The following is a 25,511-nucleotide window of genomic DNA, read 5'->3' on the forward strand; positions in this document are numbered from 1 at the left end:
GGTGGGCCGCGGCACGGTCCGGGACCCGCTCGAGATCCGCACGCCGGGGCCGGCGGTGTTCTCCGTGCGCACGCTCGTCGTGCCGCCTGGCGGGACGACCGGCTGGCACCAGCACCCGGGTACCGAGACGTCCATCGTGAGGTCGGGCAGCATCAGCCTGGTCCGTCAGGACGCCTGCGAGCCCGTCGTCTTCGGGGCCGGCGACGCGGTGTTCATCCCCGACGGACTGCCCCACCTGGCTCGCAACGACGGTGCTGAGCCCGCGGAACTCGTCGTCACCTACCTGCTGGCTCCCGACGCCCCCGACCGCGCCGACGTGCCGCCCGCCTGCCCCGGCCAGTAGGCCGCCTGCGAGTGTCCTCCTCTCGGTGATCACCGTCAGGCCGTCCGATATGGGAAAGTGGCGGTCGGGGATCGAGAAACGGCGGGGATGATGGGGACGAAGACGGTCGCCGGGGCCGACGGGCGCACCTGGTCGGTGCGCCGGAACATCGAGTGGTCCACCCCCGCGATGGGGGACGACTTCGAGCACGACGTGGACGGCGGTCGCGGTGCGGTCGTGATGATCCTGTCGGCGCTCTTCCTGTTCTGGGTGGTCATCGTCGTCTGGGCACCCGCGCAGGTGCACATCCCGTGGTGGCTCTGGGCGGCCGCCGTCATCGTCCTCGGGTTCTTCCCGGTGCGCTGGTACCTGCGCCGCCCGTGGACACTCGTCGCGGAGACCGAGGGCAGCTATCAGGACGGGCTGCCTGCCGAGCACTGGTCCGGCATGGTGCGCGGGGGCGCCCGGGCCCGCGAGGAGATGCGGGTCGTGATGCGGAGCCTGCGCACGCGGGCGACCCCGGGGCACGCCGACAGCCCGCTGCAACCGGTGAACTGATGCCCGAGCTACCCGAGGTCGAGGCGCTGGCCCACCACCTGCGCGAGCATGCGCTGTACCGGCCCGTCGCCCGGGCCGACGTGGCGAGCATGAGTGTGCTCAAGACCTTCGACCCGCCGGTCTCGGCTCTGACCGGACGGGTCGTCACGGGCGCCGCCCGGTACGGCAAGTTCCTCGCCGTCGAGTTCCTCGACAGGCCGGGCGAGGACCTGCACCTCGTCACCCACCTCTCCCGCGCGGGCTGGCTGCGCTGGCACGACACCGCTGCGGCGGCGCCCCCCAAGCCGGGGCGCGGTCCGCTCGCACTGCGCCTGCATCTCGACGCCGTCGGCGGGCCCGGTTTCGACCTCACCGAGGCCGGCACGCAGAAGCGTCTCGCCGTCTACCTGGTCCGCGACCCGCGGGAGATCCCGGGGGTGGCCCGGCTCGGCCCGGACGCCCTCGCGCTGAGCCGCGACGAGTTCGCCGAACTGCTCGACGGCCGCAGCGAGCGGATCAAGACCGTGCTGACCGACCAGTCCACCATCGCGGGGATCGGCAACGCCTACAGCGACGAGATCCTGCACACCGCGCGGCTGTCGCCCTACGCGACGGCGGGCCGGTTGCGGCCCGACCAGGTCGTCGCGCTCCACGACGCGCTGCACACGGTGCTGACCGACGCCGTGGACCGCTCGGTCGGGCAGAAGGCCGCCGAGCTCAAGGGCGAGAAGCGCTCCGGATTGCGGGTACACGCCCGGACCGGGCTGCCGTGCCCGGTGTGCGGTGACACCGTCCGGGAGGTGGCCTTCGCCGATCGGTCGTTCCAGTACTGTCCCGGCTGTCAGACCGGTGGCAAGCCGCTCGCCGACCGGCGCCTGTCCCGGCTGGTGAAGTAAGAGGGTTTTCGTGGGAGAGCTGCTCGGTTCGCCGACCGCGCTGCTGCTGCTGCTCGCGGTGCTGGTCGCGGTCGTCGTGGTGGTGCTGGTCCAGCTGCGGAGGGCTCGGCGCAACACCTTCGCCACCCCGCTGGAGCGGGCCACCTTCGCCACCCTGCACACGGTCGCGCTGGCCGCGCCCGCGCTGCGGGAGGGCCTGTCCCCGAACTCCGCGGCGTTCGCGCTGCCCTATCTGCGGACCCTGCTCGACACCTGCGCACTGACCATGACCGACGCGCGCGGCGAGACACTGGCCTGGGACGGTGACGCCGACCAGCACAAACCCGATGTCGTCTCGCTCGCCGACCAGGTGATCAGCACCGGCCGCCAGCAGGTGGCGTCGCACACGTCGATCTCGTGCGACCACCCGAGCTGCGAGGTCCGGGGCATCGTCGTGGTGCCGCTGGAGACCGACGGGTCGATCGTGGGCACCCTGGCCGCACTCACCACGTCGACGGCCGGGCCCGTGCTGTTGCGGGCCACCGCGGAGGTCGCGCGCTACGTCTCCAGCCAGCTCGAGCTCGCCGAGCTGGACGAGTCGCGCGCGCGGCTGGCCCGGGCCGAGGTGCGGGCGCTGCGCGCGCAGATCTCGCCGCACTTCGTCTACAACGCGCTCACCACGATCGCCTCGTTCATCCGCACCGACCCGGTGCGGGCCCGGGAGCTGCTGATCGAGTTCGCCGACTTCACCCGGTACTCCTTCCGCACCGCGGGGGAGTACACGACGCTGTCCGACGAGCTGAACAACATCGAGCGCTACATCGCGCTGGAGAAGGCCCGCTTCGGCAACCGGCTCAACATCAAGCTGCAGATCGCGCCCGAGGTGCTGTCGGTGGTGCTGCCCTTCCTGGCGCTCCAGCCGCTGGTGGAGAACGCGGTGCGGCACGGGCTGTCGGGCAAGCCGAACGGCGGCACGATCACGATCACCGCGGAGAACGCCGGCGCCGAGTGCGTGATCATTGTCGAGGACGACGGCGTGGGGATGGACCCGGCGCGGCTCACCGAGGACCTCGACGACGCCCACCTGTCCGGGGCCCACGTCGGTCTCGGCAACGTCGACGACCGGATGCGCTCGGCGTTCGGCGACGACTTCGGACTGGTCGTGGACACGAACGTCGGTGCCGGCATGAAGATCACGCTGCGGGTGCCGAAGTTCCGGGCGGGCATCCGGGTCTGAACCGGGTCGTGATCACCGGTCCTGGACCGTGCCGGTGAACACCGAACGGATGATCATGAAGTGACGCCCCGGGCACGCCGCGGCACCGTCCTCCACCGTCCGTGCGACCTGGTGCTCCGGCCCCGAACGACCGCGGACCCGTGATCAGCGGGTCCGCGGCCGGTGCGGACGCCACGGCGATCCGCAGGGCCCGGCGCGGCGGCGGGCCGCTGCTCGGCCCCTCGTGCCCGCGGCGTGTCTCACGATGTGGTCAACCCCCGCCGACGCGTACCGTGGCGACCATGGACACGCTGCGGATTCCGGACCGACTGGCCTCCCGGCTGCCGGGACGGCTCGGGGAACGCACCGAACGACCCGTCGTGTCACTCGTCCGGCTGCACGGTGTCATCAGCCCGGCGGCCGCCCCCGTGCCGCGATCGGTGATCAACGCGTCGTCGGTGGAGAAGGTGCTCGAGCGCGCGTTCGCGGCGGACCGGCTGGCCGCCGTCGCGCTGCTGATCAACTCACCGGGTGGGTCGCCCACCCAGTCGGCTCTCGTGGCCGACCGCATCCGCAGCCTGGCCGACGAGCACGAGGTTCCCGTGCTCGCCTTCTGCGAGGACGTCGCCGCCTCCGGTGGGTACTGGCTGGCCTGCGCGGCCGACGAGATCTACGCCCACCCCACATCGCTGGTCGGCTCGATCGGTGTCATCAGCCAGGGCTTCGGGCTCGACGGACTGCTGGAGCGGGTCGGGGTGCAGCGCCGGCTCTACACCGCCGGCACCTCCAAGTCGCGGCTGGACCCGTTCCTGCCGGAGAAGGACGAGGACGTCGCGTGGCTGCGGGGGCTGCAGGACCAACTGCACGAGATGTTCCAACAGTGGGTGACCGAGCGCCGTGGCGACCGGTTGAAAACGGATGCGGACCTGTTCTCCGGCGAGGTGTGGACCGGATCCCGGGCGGCCGAGCTCGGCCTGGTCGACGGGTTGGGCACGCCTCGCGCCGTGCTCGATGAGCGGTTCCCCGACGCCGAGCCGGCCCGGGTGGAGAGCCGCAAGCCGCTGCTCGCGCGGCTGGGCCTGGGGGCGCCGGCGGCGTCGGGCGGGCTGGCCGGGTTCTCCTCGGTCGACGGCCTGCTCGGCCTCGCCCAGGCGGCGGACGTGCGCGCCAGCTGGGCACGATACGGTTTGTAGCTCGGCGTGGTGGATCGAATCCGATCTGTATCGGATTGGCCCGGTGCCCTGGCACTCTGCCCGATTCACCGTCACCATAGTCGGCGGAGCGGGGGCGTGATCGTCGAGAACGTCACCTGCCCGCGGGGGTACTACACACGCAGGATGAGGAGATCGTGGACAGTAACGACAGCTCCGGAGGCCTGGTCGTTCTCGCGGTGGACGACGAGGAGCCGGCTCTCGAAGAACTGGCCTACCTGCTCAACGAGGACGCCCGCGTCGGCACTGTGCTGAAGGCGTCCGACGCCACCGAGGCGCTCCGCATCCTCAACAGCCGGCAGGGCGCTCGCGACGCGTCCGCCCAGCAGCTTCCGGGCCGGGGGGCGTCACACCCGGTCACCGGCACCAGGGTCGCCGAACGCACCGATGTCGAGGTCGTCTTCCTCGACATCCGGATGCCCGGCCTCGACGGCCTGGAGTTGGCCAGGGTGTTCTCCTCGATGGCGCAGCCGCCGTCGGTGGTGTTCGTCACCGCGCACGACGACCGCGCGGTCGACGCCTACGAGGTGGGCGCCGTCGACTACCTGCTCAAGCCGCTGCGTTCCGAGCGGCTGTCGGCCTCCCTGGACCGCATCCTGGCCAGCCGCGCGGCGACCGCCGCGGAGCCGGTGCGCGAGGAGAACGGCGAGGACGAGGTGATCCCGGTCGAGCTGGCCGGCACCACCAAGCTCGTCCCGCGCTCCGCCGTGCGATACGTGGAGGCCCAGGGCGACTACGCCCGGCTGCACACCCATGAGGGCAGCCATCTCGTACGCATCCCGCTGTCGGTCCTCGAGGACCGCTGGCGCGATGCCGGTTTCGTGCGCATCCACCGCTCGTTCCTGGTCTCGCTGCCGCTGGTCACCGAGCTGCGGCTGTCCGGGTCGGGATACGTCGTCCGGGTCGGCGCCGGGCCGGAGTGCGCCGAACTGCCGGTGAGCCGCCGGCACACCCGTGAGCTGAAGGACCGGCTGGTCCGCGCGACGAAGCAGGCGTGGAGCCAGCGGTGAGCACCGACACCGACGGCGCGCCGCCGTCGGTGTCGCCCGGGCCGCAGGACGGTCCGGGCCCTCCGAGCCTGGCCGAGGTCGACACCGAGGCGGACTCCGCGTCCGGCGCCGCGGGGCTGCCCTCCGGGTCGTCGTGGCTGCAGGAGGAGATGCGCCGCCGGATGGCGGCCAACCGTTCCTCCGGAGGTGGCCGGCACGCGCGCCGTGAGGGCGTCGACCGGCCCGGCGTCGAGCACTACCTCGACCGGGGCCCCGGCCCGGCACCCTCCCCGGCTGCATCGGGCGCGCCCACTCCGGCCTCGCGCCCGCTCCTGACCTCGTGGGTCCCGGATCCCTACTCGCCGTCGGGGCTGCGACCGCCGCCCGCCGCCGGACCGGTCGATGAGTCCTCCCGGCGTCTCCGGCTCGCGGCTCCCGGTTCTCGGCCGGCCCCGCCCGACGCCGCCCGTCCGGCGCCCGGTGCCGGAGCGGCCCCGCCCGACGGCTCTCTCCCGGCGTCCGACGGCCGGTCTCCGGCGCCGAACCCGTCCGGGCTGCGCGCGAACGCGCCGGTCACGCCGGCCTCGCCCCTGCCGGCCGTGGCCCCCGCTCCGACCTCGGTCGAGGTGACCACCCCTCATGTGAACGGCCTGTTCACGAGTTCGGTCCCCACGCCCCGGCCGGCGCCGCTGTCGAGCGGACCGGGGTTCCCGCCGCCGACCGCCGTCCCGCCGACCGCCGTCCCGCCGACCGCCGGCTCGTCGCCGGCCGACGAGGTCACTGCCGATCCGGACTCCGGCGACGCCCCCACGCCGGAGTCCGATGTCGCCGCCAAGCGGGTCCGGGTCGTGCTCTCCGAACGCAAGGGCGTCGCCCGCTCGGTGCGGACCGTCGTCGACGTCCAGGAGCTCACCCCGGTCGGCGAGCTGCGTACCAACCTGATCGGCACCCAGCTCGCCGTGGCGCTGCGGGTCGCCGCGGTCGCCGGGCTGACGCTGGGCCTGCTCCCGGCGCTGTTCGCGCTGGTTCCTGCGATCGGCCGGATCGAGGTCCTCGGCCTGCGCCTGCCGTGGCTGCTGCTCGGCGTGCTGGTCTATCCGTTCCTGCTCGGCCTGGGCTGGTGGCACACCCGCTCCGCGGAGAAAGTGGAACAGAACTTCGCCGACCATGTGCAGGATTGAGGCATGACCCGCCCGACCGCCCAGTGAGCACCCCCGCCGTCGTCGCCCTCGCCACCATCGCCCTCGTCGGACTGGCCTCGGCCATCATCGGGTCGATCGGCGTGCGCGTCGCCCGTACCACCTCCGACTTCCTGGTCGCCTCCCGGACGGTCGGCCCGGCCGCCAACGCCAGCGCGATCTCCGGGGAGTACCTGTCCGCGGCGTCGTTCCTCGGCATCGCCGGACTGATCCTGCGGGAGGGTCTGGACGCCCTCTGGTACCCGATCGCCTTCACCGTGGGCTACCTCGCCCTGCTGCTGTTCGTCGCCGCGCCGCTGCGCCGCTCGGGGGCCTACACGGTCCCGGACTTCGCGGAGGCCCGGCTGGAGTCCCCGCGGCTGCGCCGGCTGTGCACCGTGTTCGTGCTGATCATCGGCTGGCTCTACCTGCTGCCCCAGCTGCAGGGGGCAGGCCTGTCGCTGACCACCTTGACCTCGCTCCCGTCGTGGACCGGGGTCGCCGGTGCCGGTGTGGTCGTGGTGCTGACCGTCATCGGCGGCGGGATGCGCTCGATCACGTTCGTGCAGGCGTTCCAGTACTGGATCAAGCTCACTGCGCTGCTGGTTCCGGCGCTGGTCGTGGGCAGCCTGTTCCTGTCCGACAGCCACACGTTCGACCGCCCGGCGTCGCCCCAGTTCCCGGCCGCGACCACGGTCGACATCCGCACGGACGTGGTGCTCGAGGTGGCGGCGCCGGTGACGTTCAGCGCGCGCGGGGAGATCGACGGTCGGACCGTCGACGGTCCCGTGCGCTGGGAGAGCGGCGAGCACGTGGTGCGCGCGGGCTCGGAGTTGCGGTTCGAGGCCGGCACCGGGGTGCCCAACGTCGCGGGCACGCCGGCCACCGACCAGGACTGGCTGCAGCCGATGTCGGGGACCGGCCCGGACCAACTGCTCGAGATCTACTCGATCCTCATCGCCGGCTTCCTGGGCACGATGGGCCTGCCGCACGTGCTCGTGCGCTTCTACACCAACCCCGACGGGCGGGCCGCCCGCCGGACCACGGTCGTCGTGCTCGGCATGATCGGTGGCTTCTATCTCCTCGTCACGCTGCTCGGTGCGCTGTCGCGGCTGTACACCCCGCAGCTGCTGGTGAGCGGGCAGACCGACGCCGCGGTGCTGCTGATTCCGTCGGGGGCGCTGGGCAACGGCTGGGCCGGCTGGCTGCTCGGCGGTCTCGTCGCCGCGGGGGCGGCGGCCGCGTTCCTGTCCACGTCCTCGGGTCTCGTCGTCAGCCTTGCGGGCGTACTGTTCACCGACGTGCTGACGGGACGTTTCCGGGACTTCCGGCTGGCCGCCGTCATCTCCTCGATCATCCCGATCGCGCTGGCGCTCGCCGTCACGCGGCTGGACTTCGCGCTCACGGTCCCGCTGGTGTTCGCGGTGGCCGCCTCGACGTTCTGCCCGCTGCTCGTGCTCGGCATCTGGTGGCGCGGGCTGACCGCGACCGGGGCCATCGCCGGCGTCCTGGTCGGGGGCGGCCTCTCGGCCATCGCCGTCGGGGTGAGCCTGTTCGCGGTCCTGCCACCGGGGCTGCTCGGCGTGCTGCTGTACCGGCCGGCCGCGGCGACCGTGCCGGCCGCGTTCCTCACGATGATCCTCGTCAGCAGGTGGACCCGTTCGCAGGTGCCGGTCGACGTCGACCGCACCATGCTGCGGCTGCACGCCCCGGAACGGCTCGGGCTGGGCACCGACCGGCTCGAACAGCCCCGGGCCGACAGGTGAGCAGCACCGCCATCGTGGCGATCATGGCGATCGTGCTGGTCGCCGTGGCCTCCGCGGTGGTCGGGGCGATCGGGGTGCGCGCCCGCAGCACGTCGGACTTCCTGGTCGCATCCCGCACCGTGCGACCGGGGACCAATGCGGCGGCGATCTCGGGGGAGTACCTGTCGGCGGCGTCGTTCCTCGGCATCGCCGGGATCGTGCTCCAGGAGGGCGTCGACGCGCTGTGGTACCCGGTCGGCTTCACCGGCGGCTACCTCGCGTTGCTGTTGTTCGTCGCCGCGCCGCTGCGCCGGTCGGGGGCCTACACCGTGCCCGACTTCGCCGAGGAGCGGTTGGGGTCGCCGGTCCTGCGCAAGATCTGCACGCTGTTCGTCATCGTGATCGGCTGGCTGTACATGCTGCCCCAGCTCCAGGGTGCCGGGCTGACCGTGGCCACGGTGACCTCGCTGCCGCCCTGGCTGGGGGTGGCCGCGGCGGGCACGATCATCGTGGTGACCGTCGCGCTCGGCGGGATGCGCTCGATCACGCTGGTGCAGGCCTTCCAGTACTGGCTCAAGCTGACCGCGCTGGCCGTGCCCGCGGTCATCGCGCTGATCTTCTTCCTGAACGACGATCGCACGTTCGACCGGGCCGCGCCCCCGCAGTTCGCGGCACGGACCACCGTCGACATCCGCACCGACGTCGTACTCCAGGTCGGGCTGCCGGTGAGCCTCGAGGCCGCCGGGGTGGTCGACGGCCGGCCGGTCGACGGCCCGGTGCGCTGGGAGCCGGGCCCACACACCGTCGCGGAGGATTCCCGGCTCGTCTTCGCCGGGGGGACGGCGGTGCCGGTGGTGGCCGGCTCGCCACCGACGGACGCCGAGTGGCTCGACCCCCTGCCCGCCTCCCGCGACCACGGGCTGCTGGCGATCTACTCGCTGATCATCGCGACGTTCCTCGGGACGATGGGCCTGCCGCACGTCCTGGTGCGCTTCTACACCAACCCCGACGGCCGGGCGGCCCGGCGCAGTGCCGTCCTGGTGCTGGCGATGCTCGGCCTGTTCTACCTGATGGTGACGGTCCTGGGGGCACTGTCGCGGCTCTACACCCCGCAGTTGCTGGTGAGCGGTGAGACCGATGCGGCGGTGCTGCTGCTGCCCGCGGCGGTGCTGGGCAGCGGGTGGGCCGGGGTCCTGCTCGGCGGCATCGTGGCGGCCGGGGCGTGGGCTGCGTTCCTGTCCACCTCGTCGGGCCTGCTCGCGAGCATCGCCGGCGTGCTGTCCACCGACGTGCTGCGTGGCCGGGCCCGAGACCTCCGCTTCTCCGCGCTGCTCGCCGGCGCGGTGCCGCTGATGCTCGCGCTGGGGGTGACCCGGCTCGACTTCTCCGAGACGGTGGCCCTCGTCTTCGCGGTGGCGGCCTCCACGTTCTGCCCGTTGCTGATCCTCGGGATCTGGTGGCGCGGGTTGACCGATCACGGTGCGGTGGCCGGCGTTCTGGTCGGCGGAGTGCTCTCGGTGGTCGCCGTGGCCCTGAGCCTGGCCGGCCTGAGCGGCACCGGCTGGATCGGGGTGCTGCTCTACCGGCCCGCCGTGGTCAGCGTCCCGGCGGCGTTCCTGACGATGATCGTGGTGAGCCTGCTGACCGCGCAGCGGCGGCCCGCCGACACCGACCGGGTGCTGCTCCGGTTGCACGCCCCGGAGCGACTGGGACTGAGCCGGGACCGGATCGAGGGCCGCGGGCAGCAGTTCGGCTGATCGCCGTCCGGCCGGGCGTCCCGGCCGGGTGGGACCCGGTACCGACAGGTGGGCTCGTCGTCCCGGGACGAAACCGGGACGAACTGCACGCGGTCGACCATTGGGCGTATGTAGTTGACCGCTGGTCGTAGGGGACATGCCCTCGTCACCGATCGAGCCGTTATCACCCTGGTGGAGTAGCTCCGCTGGCGAGTGTCAGCCACCTAGCGTTCCCTGCTCGGTGCACCACCCGGTGCTCGGTGCGGGCGACGTGCACATCAGGAGATCAACGGGGAGGCATCGTGAGCACCACCGGAGAACGGTCGACCGGCACGATCTACGAGCAGGTCCAGGACAGTCCGGAGTTCGCCGACCTCCGCAGTAGGCTCCGACGCTTCGTGTTCCCGATGAGCGCGGCGTTCCTGCTGTGGTACCTGGCCTACGTGCTGCTCGCCTCGTACGCTCCCGGCTTCATGTCGATCAAGGTCATCGGCAACATCAACGTCGGATTGATCATCGGTCTGCTCCAGTTCGTCACGACGTTCGCGATCACGACGATCTACGTCCGGTACGCGAACAAGTACCTGGACCCGGCGGCCGAGCGTCTCCGTACGCAGATCGAGAGTGCGACGTGAACCCGGGCACGGCCGCCGTCCTCGCCCAGGCCGAGCACGTGGGCAGCGTCGGTCTGAACGTCAGCATCTTCGGCGCGTTCGTGCTGGTGACGCTGCTGTTCGTGTACCGCGCCAGCCGTACCAACAAGACGGCCTCGGACTACTACGCCGCCGGCCGGTCCTTCACCGGTCCGCAGAACGGCGTCGCGATCTCGGGTGACTACCTGTCGGCGGCATCGTTCCTGGGGATCGCCGGCGCGATCGCCGTCAACGGTTACGACGGCTTCCTCTACTCCGTCGGTTTCCTCGTCGCGTGGCTGGTGGCCCTGCTGCTGGTGGCCGAACTGCTGCGCAACACCGGCAAGTTCACGATGGGCGACGTCCTGAGCTTCCGGATGCGCCAGCGCCCGGTCCGGGCGGCGGCGGCGACGTCCACCCTGGTGGTGTCGTTCTTCTACCTGCTGGCGCAGATGGCGGGCGCGGGCGGGCTCATCGCACTGCTGCTGCAGATCCCGAACAGCAACCGGTTCGGACAGAGCGTCGTCATCGCCGTCGTGGGCGTCCTGATGATCGTGTACGTGCTGGTCGGCGGCATGAAGGGCACCACCTACGTCCAGATGATCAAGGCGGTGCTGCTCATCCTGGGCGCCGCGGTGATGACGGTGTGGGTGCTGGGCAAGTTCGGGTTCAACCTCTCCGCCCTGCTCGGCGCCGCGGTCGAGAACAGCCCGAAGCGCGGCGAGGCGCTGCTCAACCCGGGCCTGCAGTACACCAACCCGATCGACTTCATCTCGCTCGGGCTGGCCCTGGTGCTGGGCACCGCGGGTCTGCCGCACATCCTGATGCGCTTCTACACCGTGCCCACGGCCAAGGAGGCCCGTCGGTCGGTCGTGTGGGCGATCTGGCTGATCGGCATCTTCTACCTGTTCACCCTGGTGCTGGGCTACGGCGCCGCGGCCCTCGTCGGTCCGGACCGGATCAGCAGCGCTCCCGGTGCGGTCAACTCGGCGGCGCCGCTGCTGGCGTTCGAACTGGGCGGGGAGATCCTGCTCGGCCTGATCTCGGCGGTCGCCTTCGCGACGATCCTCGCCGTGGTCGCCGGGCTCACCATCACCGCCTCTGCGTCGTTCGCGCACGACGTCTACGCCAACGTGATCAAGAAGGGCGAGGTGGCGCCGGACGGTGAGGTCCGGGTCGCCCGGATCACCGCGCTGGTCATCGGGGCGCTGGCCATCGTCGGCGGCATCCTGGTCAACGGCATCAACATCGCGTTCCTGGTCGCGCTCGCGTTCGCGGTCGCGGCGTCGGCGAACCTGCCGACGATCCTGTACTCGCTGTTCTGGAAGAAGTTCAACACCATGGGCGCGCTGTTCAGCATCTACGGCGGCCTCGCCGCCTGCGTGCTGCTGATCATCTTCTCGCCGGTGGTGTCCGGCCCGAAGAGCGTCATCTTCCCGAACTCCGACTTCGTCCTCTACGACCTGCAGAACCCGGGGATCGTGTCGATCCCGCTGTCGTTCCTGCTCGGCGTGATCGGGACCTACGTCGGACGCCGGGAGCCGTTCAACACCGCGCGGTTCGCCGAGATGGAGGTCAGGTCGCTGACCGGCGCCGGCTCCGAGAAGGCCGTCGCGCACTAGGCCGGCTCGCGTGCCCGGACGGGGGCGGATCCCACCCGGATCCGCCCCCGTCCGGCGTGTGGGGGCCCGTCCTGTTCACGGAGCCATGACGGCCGACCGTGGCAGGATGCGGGTATGAGTGGAGTGCCCACGGTCGCGGTGACCGACCTGCCCGCCGACGCCGTGCTGCTCGACGTCCGCGAGACCGACGAGTGGACGGCCGGCCACGCGCCGACCGCCCGCCACCTGCCGATGTCCGAGCTGACCGCGCGGATGGGCGAGCTGCCCGATGACGACCCGCTCTACGTGGTCTGCCGTTCCGGCGGCCGCTCGGCCCGCGTCGTCGCCTACCTGGCCGCCCAGGGCTACCCGGCGGTCAACGTGGACGGCGGGATGCAGGCCTGGGCCGGCCTCGGCAGGGGCCTGGTGGCCGAGGGTGGCCGCGCCCCGGAGATCGTGTAACGAGCGGTGTCCCAGCCCGTGCCCGCCCCCGGCGGCGTCCCGCCCCGGCCGCAGCCGCTGACCTGTTCGCGCTGCGGCCGCCAGGCGCCCCCGGGCGCGGGCCCGTTCTGCGCCTACTGCGGTCGGTACCTGGCCGCGCTGTGCTGGGTGGCCGAGCCCCCGCCGTCGGCGGCACCGGCTGTGATCCCGGCGCCGCGCCCGCGGTACGCGGGACCGCCGCGTTACCGGGTGGTGCCCCGATGGGGGTTCCCGCCGGGGCCGTGGCACGTCGACGAACCTCCCGAGCCGGTGCCCGCGATCGTCGGTGTGCGGGCGCTCGGGCCGACGTTGGTGAACGTCCTGTGGGTGACGGCGGCGATCGCGCTGGTGGCGGCGGGCGGGGAGATCTGGCGCTACGTGCTGCTGCTGGCGAGCCGCACCGGAGCGCTGTCCGCCGGCGCGGTGTCGGCGTCGGACGCGCTCGTGGTGGGCGCCTCCTGGTTCGCCACGGTGCTCGGGCTGATGGCCGGCGCGATGCTGGTGGTGTGGTCACTGCGCGCATCGCGGGCGGCCGCCGACCGGGCCGGGCTGGTGCCGTCCCGTTCGTCGCGGGCGATCGTGCTGGGCTGGCTGGTCCCTGGCCTGAACCTCTCGGTGCCGGGATCGGTACTGGCCGAGATCGAGCACGGGGCGCTGGACCGGCCGTCCACCGAGCGCCCGCGGCCGACCCGGCTGGTGCTGGTCTGGTGGGCGCTGTGGGTGTCCGGGGCGGTGCTGTCGGCGGTGGTGCTGGTCTGGTCGTTGCGTGACGGCGTGCAGGCGATGGCCGACGGCGTGGTGCTGCACGCGGTGCTCGACCTGGTCGCGGCCGCGACCGCGGCCGTCTCCGCGGTGCTGGTGGGCCGGCTGACCCAGCTGCTCGGACCTGCGCGGGCGGTGCGCCGGGAGGTCCTCGTCGCCGTCCGCCCCGCGCGGTCGGCGTCCTCGCCGTCGTCCTCTCCGCCGGTGTCCGCGTCGTCGTAGTCACCCGGGGCCCACCGGCCCGTCGGTCACGGCTCGGGCGGCGCTCACCCACAGCTCCCGCAGCCCTCGCATGACGAGGTCCGGCCACCTCGGTGGCCAGGTCCTCGGCCGGGTTCCGGCGTCGGTACCCGGCCAGCGCACGGAGCTCGGCGACGAACTCGGCCGCAGCACGCTCGGCGGCCCGGCGCCGCGCCGCCGACGGGTCGGGCTCGTCCATCGCGACGGTCGCGTTCGCCCACGCGCGCAGCCGCGACCGGGCCGGCTCCGACACACCCAGCAGCGCGCCGATGACCTCGATCGGGAGCGGTGCCGCGAGGACGGTGAGCAGGTCCGCACGCCCGTCGGCGCGGATCCGGGCGGCCGGCTCCGCATCGCTCCAGATCCGTCCCAGGTCGCGAGCGCGCAGCAGGGCCGAGCAGGCCGCGTGCGACACGGTCACCGGCACCCCGAGCAGCGGGTGGTCGTGGACGGCGGCCGGGCGCGCAGCGCGGCGAAGGCCGGGTACGGATCGGCCAGGAAACCGGGCCCAGCAGGATCGAACGGTGACACGCCGCCCTCCGGACGGTGGGAGCCGGATGCGCTCTGCTCACGGACGGCAGCCACGACGTGACCTTCCGTGTGGTTTCTCGTTGTCCACACGGACATGGCCATACGGACGTCGGTGCGTCGTTCGCATTCCGGTGACCTCGCCTATGGCCGGGAGGAATGAATGGTGATCGTTAACCTCGCGCAGGCCGGCGTCGGCAATCCCACCGTGAACATCGCGGTCTTCGGCGTATTCGTGCTGCTCACACTGGTGGTCGTGTTCCGGGTCGGACGCGGGAACCGTACTGCCGCCGACTACTACACCGGGGGGCGTGGGTTCTCCGGTTCGCAGAACGGCATCGCCCTGGCCGGCGACTACCTCTCGGCCGCGGCCTTCCTCGGCATCGCGGGTGCGATCGCCGTCTTCGGCTACGACGGCCTGCTGTACGCGATCGGCGCGTTCGTGGGCTGGTTGGTCGCGCTCCTGCTCATCGCGGAGTGGCTGCGCAACACGGGGCGGTACACGATGGGCGACGTTCTGAGCTTCCGGATGCGCCAGCGTCCGGTCCGGGCCGCCGCCGCCACATCGACCCTGCTGGTGTCGGTGCTCTACCTGATCGCCCAGATCGCGGGCGCGGGCGGGCTCGTCGCCCTGCTGCTCGGGATCACCAGCCCGGGCGGGCAGGCCCTGGTGATCGCGGTCGTCGGTGGTCTCATGATCATCTACGTGCTGGTCGGCGGCATGAAGGGCACCACCTGGGTGCAGATTCTCAAGGCCAACGCGCTGATCGTCACCGGGCTCGTCCTCGCCGCCTGGGTGCTGGGCCGCTACGGGTTCAACTTCTCCTCGGTCCTCGGCCAGGCGGCCGAGACGAGCCCGCAGGGCGAGAAGGTGCTCGGCCCGGGCCTGCAGTACGGCCGGACGGAGCTCTCGAAGATCGATTTCATCTCGCTGTCGTTGGGAACGATCCTCGGCCCGGCGAGCCTGCCGCACATCCTGATGCGCTTCTACACCGTTCCCGACGCCAAGCAGGCCCGTCAGTCGGTCGTGTGGGCGATCTGGCTGATCGGTGCGTTCTTCCTGATGGTGCTCGTCATCGGCACCGCGGCTACCGCGCTGGTGGGCCCGGAGACGATCATGTCCTCGCCCGGGGCGTCGAACTCCGCGGCGCCGCTGCTGGCCTACCGGCTCGGGGGCGAGCTGCTGCTGGGGATCGTCGCCGCCGTCGCCTTCGCGACCATCCTCGCCGTCGTGGCGGGCCTGACCATCACCGCGTCGGCGTCGTTCGCCCATGACGTGTACGCGAACATCCTCAAGCGCGGGGACGCCGAGCCGGCCCAGGAGGTGCGCGTCGCCCGGCTGACCGCCCTGGCGGTGGGCCTGCTGGGCGTCCTGGGCGGCATCGTGGCCATCGGGCAGAACGTCGCCGTGCTGGTCTCGCTCGCGTTCGCGGTCGGCGCCTCGGCCAACATGCCGTCGCTGGTCTACTCGCTGTTCTGGAAGCGGTTCAACACCACCGGTGCACTGTGGAGCATGTACGGCGGCATGTCCGTGGCGATCGTCCTGGTCATCTTCTCGCCGGCGGTGTCCGGGGCGAAGACGTCGATGCTGCCCAGCATGGACTTCGCGTTCTTCCCCCTGGCCAACCCGGGCATCGTGTCGATCCCGCTGTCGTTCCTGCTGGGTGCGCTCGGCTCGTACTACGGCCGGCGCGACCCGGGTGACGCCCGGCGGTACGCCGAGATGGAGGTCCGGGCCCTGACCGGGGCGGGCGCCGCGCGCGCCCGGTCGCACGCCGAGCCGCGGCCGCAGTCGCAGCCCCCGGCCCCGTCGCAGTTCGTGTCCCAGACCGCGTCCCGGCCCCGGCCCCAGCCGCGGCCGCAGTCGATGGTCTGATCGGGCGCCCGACCCGCTACCGTCGACGTCTGATGGCCAAGAAGACACGCAACCGGGCCGCCGCCGCGGGCGCCGCCACCGGTGAGAACCCTCGTCGTCCCTGCCCGTGCGGGTCGGGCAAGCGCTACAAGGCCTGCCACGGCGCGGGTGACGACGTGATCGTCATCCGCCCGTTCGCAGGCCTCGCCGCCGAGCCGGACCTGGTGGCGATGCGCGAGTTCCTGCCCTCGGCGGTGGCGCCGCTGCCGCTGCGGGAGCCCGCGCCGGTACCGGTGACGCTCGCGACGGTGCTACCGGGTGCATCGGCTGCCCTGGTCCGGCCCGACGGCGAGATCATGCTGGGGATGCAGGTGCAGACCCGCTCCGGTGACCTGTCCGCGGATCTGGCCCGGGCCCTGCGCTGGGCCCAGGAGGCCGAGCCGGGCAGCGCGCTCCCGGTCGTCGGGCCGGGCATCGGGGGATCGGACCCGATCCGGCTGCAGGACGTCCTGGATCACGACGCCCCGCTCGACCTGACCCTGCACCAGGACTTCGGCTGGTGGATGGCCTCGGCCGACGGGGCCGAGCCCGCCCCGGAGGTCGTGGCGACCCTGGAGCGGGCCAACGCGGTGATCATGCCGACCGAGCCGGTCGTCGCGGAGGGTGTGCGCGCCGCCTACTGGGTCGACACGGGCAGCAAGGCGCACCTGCGCTGGGTGCGGCCCGAGCCCGAGGAGCGGCTGATGGCCGCGCTGGCCCGGCTGCAGGCGCGCGGTGAGCTCAACCTGACCGAGGACACCCGCTACGCGGGGGCGTTCCGGGCGCACGGCCTGCTGGTCCCGGTGTGGGACCTCGACCGCGAGCAGCACCACAGGGAGTGGACGGAGCCGGCCGCGGCGTTCGCCGCCCGGCTCGACGCCGTGCTGGCCGGGCTGGACGACGAGCCGCTGACCGGCGACGAGCGCCGGGCCCGCGACGCCCTCGCAGGCAAGCAGATCACCCTGCGCTAGCCGGCGTACCTGCCCGCCGCCCAACCACGGCCCCGTTTGTGGGCGGTGCCGTGGTGGGCGGCGTCAGATCCGGCCGCCGGCGGCGGGCGGGGCCGTCGGGTCGGCGGCTACGCCCTTGGCCAGCTCGCGGGCCACGAAGTCCTCGATGTGGAACAGGTTGTCGCCGGCCCGCTCGACGACGGTCAGCAGCGTCGACATCGAGGCGACCTCCTCGACCTGCTCCTTGAGGAACCACTGCATGAACTGCTCGCCGAGGTAGTCGCCCTCGTCGCGGGCGGTCCGGGCCAGCGCCGTGATCTGAGCGGTGACGTCCTTCTCCTGGGCCAGTGCCAGCTTCACGACGTCGGCCACCGAGGAGAAGTCGTTGCGCACCTCGTCGACGCCCGGGATCTGCACCGGGAGGTCGGAGTCGAGCAGGTACCGCACCATGCTCATCGCGTGGTTGCGCTCCTCGAGCGCCTGGGCGTAGAAGTGTGCCGCGAGTTGGGGTAGGTCCTGGTCGTCGAGGTACACCGCGACGGCGGTGTACTGCTGGGATGCGGTGAACTCGTTGCGGATCTGCTCGCGCAGCAGGGTCAGGAACTTCGACTCGTCGGACACGATCTTCAGGATACGGGCGGTTTCGCACGTTTCCGGGCGTCACGGACCGGGTGTGACCGGTGGCATGCAACGCGGTTACCAGCGGGTCATATGCTCCGGCCATGGGACTTCTCGACGGCAAGGTCGTCATCGTCACCGGCGCAGGCCGGGGCATCGGGCGCGGTGAGGCTTTGGAGTGCGCGGCTCAGGGTGCCGCGGTCGTGGTCGGCGAGTTCGACCCCGACGCCGGTGAAGCAGTGGCCAAGGAGATCATCGCCGCCGGTGGGCGCGCGGTGGCGGTCGGCGGGGACGTCGCCGACACCGAGGCGGCCACCAAGCTGGTGAGCACCGCGGTGGCCGAGTTCGGTCAGCTCGACGCGCTGGTCAACAACGCCGGCATCCTCCGGGACAAGACGCTCGCCAAGCTGAGCGACGACGACTGGGACGCGGTCATCCGGGTGCACCTGCGCGGGCACTTCCTGCCCACCCGGGCGGCCGTGCAGTACTGGAAGGAGGCCAAGCGGCCCGGGCACCTGGTGCACACCGCCTCGACCTCGGGCCTGCTCGGCAACTTCGGCCAGACCAACTACGGCGCCGCCAAGGCCGGCATCGCGGCGTTCTCCACGATCGTCGCGATGGAGGGTGCCCGCGGTGGCATCACGAGCAACGCGATCGCTCCGACCGCGCTGACCCGCATGACGCTCGACCTGATGCCCGACGAGTTCCGCGCCAAGCGGGACGAGGCCATCGAGCGCGGTGAGTTCGACTTCTTCGCCCCGGAGAACGTGGCCCCGCTGGTGGCGTTCCTGTGCTCGGACGAGTCGAGCCACATCAGTGGCAAGGTGTTCGGCGTCCAGGGCGACAGCGTGGAGATCTTCCAGCCGTTCACCTCGGTCGCGGAGATCACCAACGGCGGCAAGCGCTGGGACCCGGCCGACATCTCCAGCCGCATCGACGAGCTGTTCACCGCCTCCGGCATCCAGGCCGGCGCGGAGAACATGATGGCGCGGATGCGCTACCAGATCCTCGCCGAGCACTGACCCGCCCGCACGTTCCGCGAGAGCCACCCTGACGCCGTCAGGGTGGCTCTCCCGTGACCGGGGCAGGTGCTCAGGGCAGCCAGGCCAGGTGCCCGCGCAGCAGGGCGTAGCCGGTGAACGCGACGACGTCGATGAGCGTGTGCGCGCCGATCAGCACCCACAGCCGGTTGGTCCGCTGCCAGATCCTGCCGAACACCAGGCCCATCACCAGGTTGCCGACGAATCCCCCGAGCCCCTGGTAGAGGTGGTAGCTCGCGCGCAGCGACGCCGAGGCGAGCAGCGACCGGTTCTCCGACCAGCCCAGCTGGCCCAGCCGGGTGATCAGGTAGCCGACCATCACGACTTCCTCGGCCCAGCCGTTGGCCGCCGCGGAGAGGGTCAGTACGGGTAGCCGCCACCAGGTGTCGTCGAGCAGCGACGGCGCGATCGTCACGCTGACCCCGAGCGCACGGGCGGTGAGGTAGAGCCCGAGCCCGGGGATCCCGATGAGCGCGGCCAGGCCCATTGCGCCGAGCACGTCGTGCCGGGGGCGGCTGCGGTCCAGCCCGATCGCCCGCAACCCGAATCCGGCCCGCAACAGCAGGTAGGCGCCCAGCGCCCCCCAGCCGACGAGCTGCAGCACCCGGGTCAGCTGCAGCGCCAGGTCGACCAGGTCGGCCCGGGCGGCCGGGGCGTTGAGCGCCACCTGCTGCTCGGCCAGCGGAACCGGCGACAGCAGGGCGTCGAGCAGCGACAGCGCGCTGCGCATCGCCGAGAGCCCGACGGTCACGGTGAGCACGACGAGAATCTCGAGGACGACGAGACGTCGCTGCGCAGGGTCGAGGATCACGGGTACGGCGACTGGCCGGGGGGCCAGCCAGCGCCGGAGGCCGTCGGGCACGGTCGGCGACGTTACCCCTCGGCGTAGTGTGGGGCCCGTGCGACAGCTGGTGTTCTCCCCGCGCTGGATGGTGTGGCATCTGCTGACCCTCGGCGCGATGGTCACCTGCGGCTGGCTGGCGGCCTGGCAGTGGGAGCGAGCCGGTTCGGCCATGGGGTCGGCGGTGAATGTCGGCTACGGGCTCCAGTGGCCGTTCTTCGCGGTCTTCTTCGGGGTCATGTGGTGGCGGATGCTGCGCCTGGAGTCCCGCCGCATCAAGGGGATCGACACCGACGAGGTCGCCTCGGTCCGGCCGGCGCCGACCGTGGACGCGCAGCCCGCGCCCACCGAGGCGGCCGCGTCCCGGACCGACGACGGCGCCGACGCGCACCTGCCTCCGCCCCGGGTCGTCGACCCGGCGTCGTCACCGTTCGGGGTACGCAGAACCGCCGTTCCCTCGGTGACCGAGGACGAGGACCCGGCGCTCGCCTCCTACAACAGGATGCTCGCCCGGCTCGCCGCCCGCGACCAGGACAACTGAGGAAAGGTCTCGTGTCGATCTCCACCGCATTGCGCGCCTACCGGATCGCGGCCTGGGTCACCGGCATCGGGTTGCTGCTGCTGGTCTTCGTGGCCATGCCGCTGAAGTACTTCTTCGACGAGCCGCGACCGGTTGCGCTGATCGGAATGGCGCACGGCTTCCTCTACATGATCTACATCGTGTGCACGCTGATCCTCGCCGAGCGGTGCCGCTGGAAGCCGCTGCAGGCACTGCTGGTTCTGCTGGCCGGTACGGTGCCGATCGCGTCGTTCATCGCCGAGCGCAAGGTCACGCACCAGATCGAGGCGCGGCAGACCGCGGTCTCCTAGGTCAGGCCGAGTCCTGCTCCTCCACGGATCGGGCCTCGCCGGCCGCCCGGAACGGGCAGCCCACCAGTAGCCCGAGCTGTGTGCGCAGTTCCGGCACCGTCGTCGCCTCGCTCGGCCAGGCCAGCCGGACGTCGTGGTCACCGGTGGGGGTCTCGACGCGCAGCCGCAGCCCGAAGCGATCGATCCCGAGCGGACGCACCCGGGCTCCGGGGGTCGCCCGCAGCGTCGGCGGCAGGTGCCGGGCGAGCGCGGTGAAGACGTCCGGGTGGGCCTCCTCGAGATGGCTCAACCAGCGGTGCTCCATGCGGCAGAACGGGTCGGGCCGCGCCGCGGCGAGGTCGATCGGCGCCAGGGACGCGGTGCCCTCGGCGTCGGCCAGCACGGCCGAGCCGGGGTCCAGCCGGGCCAGCGTGGCCCCGTGGCCGAGGTCGAGCAGCCGTGGGTGCGGCCGGACATCGGCGACCTGCAAGGCCGTGCGCCGTGCGGACCCGGCGTCCGGCACGCGCAGCCAGCCGGTGATCCAGAGCAGCCCGCGCACGGGTTCGCGGAGATCGACGGGGGCGTGGTCGGTGAGTTCGAGCATCACCGGCAGCTCGCCGGATTCGGAGGTGCGCAGTTGTTCCAGGACCGGGGCGTCGTCATCGAGCAGCAGCACCGCGGAGCCGTCGGCCAGCAGGTGGTGCACGAGCGGTACGACGGGCCGGGGTGAACCGGTGCCCACCAATGCGGCCGTGCCGCCGCGGGTCGCGACGCTGCGGGCGCGCTCGGCGTCGGTGGGCGCGGGCGGGCGGCGGAGTCGGGTGGTTCCCAACGATCTTCACCTCCGAGTTAGGTGAGGCTAACTTACGATGAAGGTCCACATCTGTCCAGACCGTGCGGGACCGGAGCATCGAGCGGGCGTGTCCTCACCCGATGTGATTCCCCGCCACGGCAGGGGTTAGCGTCTCGGCTGTGACGACGGTGCCTTCGGGTAGTGCAGCCGACCCGTGGTCGATCCCCCCGCTGTTCGCCGAGCTGATCGACGACACCAGCCTCCTGCAGCCCCGGATGATCGCTCCAGGGGTCGACGCGGTGGTGGCCCGCTACCTCTCCGCACGCGACGGCCGCCACGGCGGTCTGATCGGCCGGCTCGTGTGCCCGGTCTCGCGGCTGCCCTCGCTGATCACCGAGCTCGCCCGGTCGGCGCCGGGACATCCGGTCGACCTCTCGCTCGTCGTGGACACCGGGCTGGGCGCCGTGCCGAAGGCGTTGTCCACCGTGTTCTCCCGGCCTGGCCTGCTCACCCCGCGCACGGTCGAGACCGCCGCCCCGCCGGATGTCGACGCCGTCTGGCTGGAGCGGGTCGCGGAGTTCGTGCCCGAGGACGTGCTGCCCGTGGTCGAGCCGCGGCGCCCGCTGGACGGCGACCCGAGCGAGATCGACGCGTGGCTGGATGCCGTCCGGCGGGTGGCCGAGCACGGCTGTGCGCCCAAGCTGCGTTGCGGGGGCCCGCGCGCGTCCGACGTGCCGCCGGTGGCCGAGATCGAGCGGTTCCTCGCGGTCGCGGTGGAGGCCGGCCGGGGCTTCACCGCGCTCGGCCTGCGCCAGGCGGTGCGTACCGTTCCCGGTGACGGCGGGGCCCAGCACGGCATCCTCAACCTGCTCGTCGCGGTCGCCCGGGCGCTCGCGTCCGGGGACGTCGCGGACGCGCTGCACAGCACCGACGGCGCCGCCCTCGTCCGCGAGGCCGAGGAGCTGTCCGAGCGTGCGGTCCAGGGAGTGCGCGGGCTGTTCTCGCGCTGCGGCACCGATCTCGACCTGGTGCCCGGCACGTCATTGGCCGCTCTGGGCCTGATCGCCTGACCGCATCGCGCCGACGTGGGGGCGCCGGTCCGACGCGCCCCCTTCACCCGTCGGGCCGGCGCACCCCCGCAGGGGACGTACGAGCCGGATATGTGAATGGTTCACAAGTTGCGCGGGACGGAGCACCATCCCCCGGCGCGCGGAGCAGCCGTCCCGCCCGTCCGCCCCGCCGTGATGTCTCGCACCGGCTCCGCCCCGTGGAACGGCCCCGGCTAGGCTCGTCCGTTGTGCCCCGCTTGGCGTTTCTCGGTCCGCACGCGACCTTCACCGAGCAGGCGTTGCGGTCCCTCCCGGAGTCCGACGGCGCCGAGCTGATCCCCTGCCAGGGCAGCCCCGCAGTGCTGGCGGCCGTACGCGACGGTTCGGCCGAGGCCGGCTGCGTCCCGATCGAGAACAGCGTCGAGGGTGCCGTGGGTGCGGTGCTGGACGGCCTCGTCGGGGACCCGCCGCTGGTCATCCGCCGAGAGGCGCTCGTCGCGGTTCGGTTCACGCTGCTCGTGCGGCCGGGAACGGGCATGGCCGACGTCCGCACCGTCGCCTCGCACCCGCACGCGATCGCGCAGACCCGGGGCTGGCTCGGCCGCCATCTGCCCGGCGCCCAGGTACTGCTCTCGACGTCGACCTCGGAGGCGGCGGCGCAGGTGGCCCGCGGTGAGTTCGACGCCGCCGTGTCGTCCCCGCTGGCCGCCGGGCAGCACGGTCTCGAGGTCCTCGCCGACGACATCGCCGACAACCCCGGCGCGGTCACCCGGTTCGTGCTCGTGGCGCCGCCCGGCCGGCCGCCCGCGCCGACGGGCAACGACCGCACCACCCTCGCCGCGACGACCGCGAACCGGCCGGGCTCGCTGCTCGGCCTGCTCACCGAGCTCGCGGTACGCGGGATCGACCTGACCCGCATCGAGTCGCGGCCCATCAAGGACCGCCACGCCGAGTACTGGTTCCACCTGGACTGCAGCGGGCACGTTGCCGAGCCGGCGATGGGGGAGGCGCTGGCCGCGCTGCACCGCCGCTGCGACCAGGTCCGGTTCCTCGGTTCCTATCCGCGTGCCGCCGGGACACCGGAACCGGCCCCCGGGGCCGCCCTGCCCGCGGTGCCGCTGAGCGCGGCGGGCGCGGACGAGTTCGCGGCCGCCGAGGCGTGGCTGGCGGCCCTGCGGAACGGGGGACGAGCGTGACACCCGAGACCCGGACCGGCGGGTTGCGGCTGGTGCTGCTGCGACACGGGCAGACCGAGGCCAATGTGCGCCGCGCGCTGGACACCGTGCCGCCCGGTTCGCCGCTCAACGAGCTGGGCCTGACGCAGGCCGCGTCGATCGCCGAGGTACTGGCCGACTGGCCGGTGCGGGCGGTCTACGCCTCGCTCGCCACCCGGGCGCAGCAGACCGCCGCCCCGGTGGCCGCGGCCCACGGGCTCGAGGTCACGGTGGTCGAAGGCGTGCACGAGGTGTTCGTCGGTGAGCTGGAGGGTCGGTCGGACCGCGCCGCGCGTACCGCCTTCGACGAGGTGTACGACGCCTGGTGGGCCGGCGACCTCGAGCGGCGGCTGCCCGGCGGGGAGTCGGCGCACGACGTGCGGGCCCGTTACCTGCCGGCCGTCGAGCGGATCGTCAAGCAGCACGATCGGCCCGATGCCGGCGCGGTGGTACTGGTCAGCCACGGGGCGGCGATCCGGCTGGCGGCCGCGGCCCTGCTCGGTGACACCGCGGGGACGCAGTACGTCCCGAACACCGGGCGCGTGGTGCTGGGCCTCGACCCGGCCTCCCCGACCGGCTGGGCGCTGCAGCTGTGGGACTCGGGACCGGAGCTGCGCGGCGACGTGACGGCGGGCGGCTCGCCGGAGGCCTGACCGCCGAGCCGGGCGGGGCGGGCTCAGCCCCAGCCGAGCTCGTGCAGCGTCTCCTCGTCGATGCCGAAATGGTGGGCGACCTCGTGCACGACGGTGACCGCCACCTCGTGCACGACCTCGTCCTCGTCGGCGCAGATCTCGAGGATCGCGTCCTGGTAGACGCTGATCCGGTCGGGCAGCACGCCGCCGTAGGACGACGTGCGCTCGGTGAGCGCGATCCCCTCGTAGAGCCCGAGCAACTCCGGATCGGTCTCGTTGCGGTCGGCGACGAGTACCACGACGTTGTCCATTGCCGCGGTCAGCTCGGCGGGGATGGTGTCCAGCGCGTCGGACACCAGCTCCTCGAAGCGCCGGCGTGTCATCTCGATACCCACGCCGGGCAGTCTCACCGATTCCCTACGCGGCGGATCAGGTGTCCCCGCCCGAGACCGGCACCTGCGGGTCCGGCAACGGCGGCGCCTCGGGTCCCGGTGCCGGTTCGGCAGGCTCGCCGCTCGGCGGCGGCGGACCGTCCGTCGGGGCGGGCTCCGGAGTGGGTGCCGGAGTCGGCTCCTGGGTGGCCGGGGCGGGGACACCCGGCGGCGGGGTGTTCTCCGCAGGCGGGGCCGGGGCCTCGCCGACCGTGACCGGACCACGCACCGAGCCGGTGACCGGTGCGAACCCGCTGCGGTCGGGCAGCAGCGCGGCCAGGTTGCAGTTGACCCGGCGGGTGCCGGCGTTCCACGACTCGTCGGTCAGGTTGTCCCAGTAGACGGTCAGCTTCTTCTCGCTGATCACCTCGGCCCCACCGGCGTACTCCGTGGCGATCCGGGTGCACTCGGGCTGCAGGAACTCGTCCTGGTCCTCGACGGCGGGGAAGCCCTCCGGGAACTTCTCGCTCAGGTCGACGATGCCGACGGTCTCCACGGCGTGCGGGCCCGCGCAGTCGACCGGGTCCCCGATCGTGCGACCGTCGATCCCGAGGCAGGTGCCGGGTTCGTTCACGGCGGCCTGGTCGGATTCGGCGACCCGGCCGGTCATCGGGTAGAGCGCACCGGACCGCGAGGCGCTCTGCAGCCCGCAACGCAGTTCGCGTTCACCCTCGGCCCACTTCACTGGTGACGGCTTGAGGGCGCCGACGCGGTAGCGGCCGTCCGGATCGAACTTCTCGTTCAGGTAGGTGAGGACCACCGGGCTGCAGCGCTCGCCGACGAGCTGGCGCCATCGCCGGTCGTCGGGGAGCTCGGTCTGGTCGGCCAGGACGACGGAGCCGGCCTGCTCGAACAGGTGCGGCTGCGCGCAGTCCACCACGTGCGTGTCGGCGGCGTCGGCCCGCGTCCAGTTGAGGCAGGTGCCGGGGGTGGCCGGTGGCGGGGGCACCTCGGCCAGCTTCTTGGCCCCCTCCTCGCCCGCGGGAGCGGGGAGCGAGGCGAAGGTGCCCAGCACGGGCACGGTCGCCCCGGTACTCGGTCTGCAGCAGTTCGGCGCCCTCGCCGAGCGCGGTCGCGGTGGTCTCGTCGTAGCGGACGTAGTGGGCCCGGCCGAGCGCGTCGACCCGCTCCTGCCAGGACGCGTCGAG

General features: G+C 72.5%; 27 protein-coding genes and 1 pseudogene. 21 read left to right on the forward strand and 7 right to left on the reverse strand.

The genetic code is table 11. The features are described 5' to 3' along the window. The 13 genes from HF519_RS20865 to HF519_RS20925 all read left to right on the forward strand — a co-directional run. The coding region (locus HF519_RS20865; protein ID WP_169414675.1) for a cupin domain-containing protein at positions 1 to 343 on the forward strand (343 nt) is incomplete at its 5' end. 87 nt (positions 344 to 430) lie between these two features. After that, entirely contained in the window at positions 431 to 880 is a 450-nt protein-coding gene (locus HF519_RS20870; protein WP_246244746.1) for a hypothetical protein, read from the forward strand. Continuing rightward, a complete protein-coding gene (locus HF519_RS20875; protein ID WP_169414676.1) occupies positions 880 to 1,755 on the forward strand; it encodes an Fpg/Nei family DNA glycosylase in 876 nt (291 codons plus the stop codon). Before HF519_RS20870 ends, HF519_RS20875 begins: the two co-directional genes overlap by 1 nt. A gap of 10 nt (positions 1,756 to 1,765) precedes the next feature. Further along, on the forward strand, positions 1,766 to 2,971 hold the full coding sequence (locus tag HF519_RS20880) for a sensor histidine kinase (RefSeq protein WP_312860245.1): 1,206 nt from the start codon (positions 1,766 to 1,768) through the stop codon (positions 2,969 to 2,971). 290 nt (positions 2,972 to 3,261) lie between these two features. Next, a complete protein-coding gene (locus HF519_RS20885) occupies positions 3,262 to 4,143 on the forward strand; it encodes a S49 family peptidase (protein WP_169414694.1) in 882 nt (293 codons plus the stop codon). A gap of 155 nt (positions 4,144 to 4,298) precedes the next feature. Beyond that, positions 4,299 to 5,171, forward strand: a complete 873-nt coding sequence (locus tag HF519_RS20890; protein WP_169414677.1) for a LytR/AlgR family response regulator transcription factor — start codon at positions 4,299 to 4,301, stop codon at positions 5,169 to 5,171. Continuing rightward, positions 5,168 to 6,331 (forward strand): hypothetical protein, encoded by a 1,164-nt coding sequence (locus HF519_RS30535; protein ID WP_211170348.1) that lies wholly within the window; start codon positions 5,168 to 5,170, stop codon positions 6,329 to 6,331. The genes HF519_RS20890 and HF519_RS30535 overlap by 4 nt, the downstream gene beginning before the upstream one ends. A gap of 23 nt (positions 6,332 to 6,354) precedes the next feature. Beyond that, positions 6,355 to 8,094: a sodium/solute symporter gene (locus HF519_RS20900; RefSeq protein WP_169414678.1), complete on the forward strand. Its 1,740-nt coding sequence runs from the start codon at positions 6,355 to 6,357 to the stop codon at positions 8,092 to 8,094. A 23-nt stretch (positions 8,095 to 8,117) separates the two neighbouring features. Then, positions 8,118 to 9,830: a sodium/solute symporter gene (locus tag HF519_RS20905; protein ID WP_169414696.1), complete on the forward strand. Its 1,713-nt coding sequence runs from the start codon at positions 8,118 to 8,120 to the stop codon at positions 9,828 to 9,830. Positions 9,831 to 10,111: 281 nt separating this feature from the next. Further along, positions 10,112 to 10,444 carry a DUF485 domain-containing protein gene (locus HF519_RS20910; RefSeq protein ID WP_169414679.1) on the forward strand — a complete coding sequence of 111 codons (333 nt, stop codon included), beginning with the start codon at positions 10,112 to 10,114 and terminating at the stop codon, positions 10,442 to 10,444. Next, positions 10,441 to 12,063 carry a monocarboxylic acid transporter gene (locus HF519_RS20915; RefSeq protein WP_169414680.1) on the forward strand — a complete coding sequence of 541 codons (1,623 nt, stop codon included), beginning with the start codon at positions 10,441 to 10,443 and terminating at the stop codon, positions 12,061 to 12,063. The genes HF519_RS20910 and HF519_RS20915 overlap by 4 nt, the downstream gene beginning before the upstream one ends. A gap of 114 nt (positions 12,064 to 12,177) precedes the next feature. Then, entirely contained in the window at positions 12,178 to 12,504 is a 327-nt protein-coding gene (locus HF519_RS20920) for a rhodanese-like domain-containing protein (RefSeq protein WP_169414681.1), read from the forward strand. A gap of 6 nt (positions 12,505 to 12,510) precedes the next feature. Beyond that, positions 12,511 to 13,506 carry a DUF4328 domain-containing protein gene (locus HF519_RS20925; RefSeq protein ID WP_312860247.1) on the forward strand — a complete coding sequence of 332 codons (996 nt, stop codon included), beginning with the start codon at positions 12,511 to 12,513 and terminating at the stop codon, positions 13,504 to 13,506. A 435-nt stretch (positions 13,507 to 13,941) separates the two neighbouring features. On the opposite strand, the gene HF519_RS20930 is transcribed toward HF519_RS20925, so the two are convergent. Beyond that, positions 13,942 to 14,109: a hypothetical protein gene (locus tag HF519_RS20930; RefSeq protein WP_169414682.1), complete on the reverse strand. Its 168-nt coding sequence runs from the start codon at positions 14,107 to 14,109 to the stop codon at positions 13,942 to 13,944. Positions 14,110 to 14,215: 106 nt separating this feature from the next. Here HF519_RS20930 and HF519_RS20935 point away from each other — a divergent pair, with 106 nt between their 5' ends. Together HF519_RS20935 and HF519_RS20940 are read left to right on the forward strand one after the other, a co-directional pair. Then, a complete protein-coding gene (locus HF519_RS20935; RefSeq protein WP_211170350.1) occupies positions 14,216 to 15,928 on the forward strand; it encodes a monocarboxylic acid transporter in 1,713 nt (570 codons plus the stop codon). Positions 15,929 to 15,960: 32 nt separating this feature from the next. Next, positions 15,961 to 16,917: a DUF5926 family protein gene (locus HF519_RS20940; protein ID WP_169414683.1), complete on the forward strand. Its 957-nt coding sequence runs from the start codon at positions 15,961 to 15,963 to the stop codon at positions 16,915 to 16,917. 63 nt (positions 16,918 to 16,980) lie between these two features. Here HF519_RS20940 and HF519_RS20945 read toward each other — a convergent pair whose 3' ends face one another. After that, complete coding sequence (locus HF519_RS20945; protein WP_169414684.1) at positions 16,981 to 17,517, reverse strand: ferritin; 537 nt, start codon at positions 17,515 to 17,517, stop codon at positions 16,981 to 16,983. A gap of 101 nt (positions 17,518 to 17,618) precedes the next feature. On the opposite strand from HF519_RS20945, the gene HF519_RS20950 reads away from it, so the two are divergent. After that, positions 17,619 to 18,536: an SDR family NAD(P)-dependent oxidoreductase gene (locus HF519_RS20950; protein WP_169414685.1), complete on the forward strand. Its 918-nt coding sequence runs from the start codon at positions 17,619 to 17,621 to the stop codon at positions 18,534 to 18,536. A gap of 70 nt (positions 18,537 to 18,606) precedes the next feature. On the opposite strand, the gene HF519_RS20955 is transcribed toward HF519_RS20950, so the two are convergent. Continuing rightward, positions 18,607 to 19,416, reverse strand: a complete 810-nt coding sequence (locus HF519_RS20955; protein ID WP_312860248.1) for a CPBP family intramembrane glutamic endopeptidase — start codon at positions 19,414 to 19,416, stop codon at positions 18,607 to 18,609. Between the two features lie 37 nt (positions 19,417 to 19,453). Between HF519_RS20955 and HF519_RS20960 the strand changes: the two genes are divergently transcribed. After that, positions 19,454 to 19,936, forward strand: a complete 483-nt coding sequence (locus HF519_RS20960) for a hypothetical protein (RefSeq protein ID WP_169414687.1) — start codon at positions 19,454 to 19,456, stop codon at positions 19,934 to 19,936. Between the two features lie 11 nt (positions 19,937 to 19,947). Further along, entirely contained in the window at positions 19,948 to 20,265 is a 318-nt protein-coding gene (locus HF519_RS20965; RefSeq protein WP_312860249.1) for a DUF3817 domain-containing protein, read from the forward strand. Between the two features lies 1 nt (position 20,266). Here the strand turns inward: HF519_RS20965 and HF519_RS20970 are convergent, their stop codons facing one another. Continuing rightward, positions 20,267 to 21,076 (reverse strand): DUF2470 domain-containing protein, encoded by an 810-nt coding sequence (locus tag HF519_RS20970; RefSeq protein WP_169414688.1) that lies wholly within the window; start codon positions 21,074 to 21,076, stop codon positions 20,267 to 20,269. A 140-nt stretch (positions 21,077 to 21,216) separates the two neighbouring features. On the opposite strand from HF519_RS20970, the gene HF519_RS20975 reads away from it, so the two are divergent. The 3 genes from HF519_RS20975 to HF519_RS20985 all read left to right on the forward strand — a co-directional run bounded on the left by HF519_RS20975 (position 21,217) and on the right by HF519_RS20985 (position 23,953). After that, the gene (locus HF519_RS20975; protein WP_312860250.1) at positions 21,217 to 22,107 is read left to right on the forward strand and encodes a hypothetical protein; all 891 of its coding nucleotides are present in this window, start codon (positions 21,217 to 21,219) and stop codon (positions 22,105 to 22,107) included. Between the two features lie 227 nt (positions 22,108 to 22,334). Next, positions 22,335 to 23,282 (forward strand): prephenate dehydratase, encoded by a 948-nt coding sequence (pheA, locus tag HF519_RS20980; protein ID WP_169414689.1) that lies wholly within the window; start codon positions 22,335 to 22,337, stop codon positions 23,280 to 23,282. Continuing rightward, positions 23,279 to 23,953, forward strand: a complete 675-nt coding sequence (locus HF519_RS20985) for a histidine phosphatase family protein (RefSeq protein WP_312860251.1) — start codon at positions 23,279 to 23,281, stop codon at positions 23,951 to 23,953. The genes pheA and HF519_RS20985 overlap by 4 nt, the downstream gene beginning before the upstream one ends. A gap of 23 nt (positions 23,954 to 23,976) precedes the next feature. Here HF519_RS20985 and HF519_RS20990 read toward each other — a convergent pair whose 3' ends face one another. The 3 genes and pseudogenes from HF519_RS20990 to HF519_RS31635 all read right to left on the reverse strand — a co-directional run. Next, positions 23,977 to 24,327 carry a metallopeptidase family protein gene (locus HF519_RS20990; protein WP_169414690.1) on the reverse strand — a complete coding sequence of 117 codons (351 nt, stop codon included), beginning with the start codon at positions 24,325 to 24,327 and terminating at the stop codon, positions 23,977 to 23,979. Positions 24,328 to 24,361: 34 nt separating this feature from the next. Then, positions 24,362 to 25,375 carry a septum formation family protein gene (locus HF519_RS20995; protein ID WP_246244758.1) on the reverse strand — a complete coding sequence of 338 codons (1,014 nt, stop codon included), beginning with the start codon at positions 25,373 to 25,375 and terminating at the stop codon, positions 24,362 to 24,364. Position 25,376: 1 nt separating this feature from the next. Next, positions 25,377 to 25,511 (reverse strand): annotated as a pseudogene (locus tag HF519_RS31635) (endonuclease); the annotation flags it as partial.

Origin of the sequence: Pseudonocardia bannensis (genome assembly GCF_012911875.1) — a bacterium.
Taxonomy (GTDB): domain Bacteria; phylum Actinomycetota; class Actinomycetes; order Mycobacteriales; family Pseudonocardiaceae; genus Pseudonocardia; species Pseudonocardia bannensis.

What these genes read in the sequence shown, in the direction of transcription:
- HF519_RS20875 (WP_169414676.1), top strand. Translation starts at nt 880, where the DNA reads ATGCCCGAGCTACCCGAGGTCGAGGCGCTGGCCCACCACCTGCGCGAG.
- HF519_RS20940 (WP_169414683.1), top strand. Translation starts at nt 15,961, where the DNA reads ATGGCCAAGAAGACACGCAACCGGGCCGCCGCCGCGGGCGCCGCCACC.
- HF519_RS20935 (WP_211170350.1), top strand. Translation starts at nt 14,216, where the DNA reads ATGGTGATCGTTAACCTCGCGCAGGCCGGCGTCGGCAATCCCACCGTG.
- HF519_RS20870 (WP_246244746.1), top strand. Translation starts at nt 431, where the DNA reads ATGATGGGGACGAAGACGGTCGCCGGGGCCGACGGGCGCACCTGGTCG.
- HF519_RS20905 (WP_169414696.1), top strand. Translation starts at nt 8,118, where the DNA reads ATGGCGATCGTGCTGGTCGCCGTGGCCTCCGCGGTGGTCGGGGCGATC.
- HF519_RS20950 (WP_169414685.1), top strand. Translation starts at nt 17,619, where the DNA reads ATGGGACTTCTCGACGGCAAGGTCGTCATCGTCACCGGCGCAGGCCGG.
- HF519_RS20920 (WP_169414681.1), top strand. Translation starts at nt 12,178, where the DNA reads ATGAGTGGAGTGCCCACGGTCGCGGTGACCGACCTGCCCGCCGACGCC.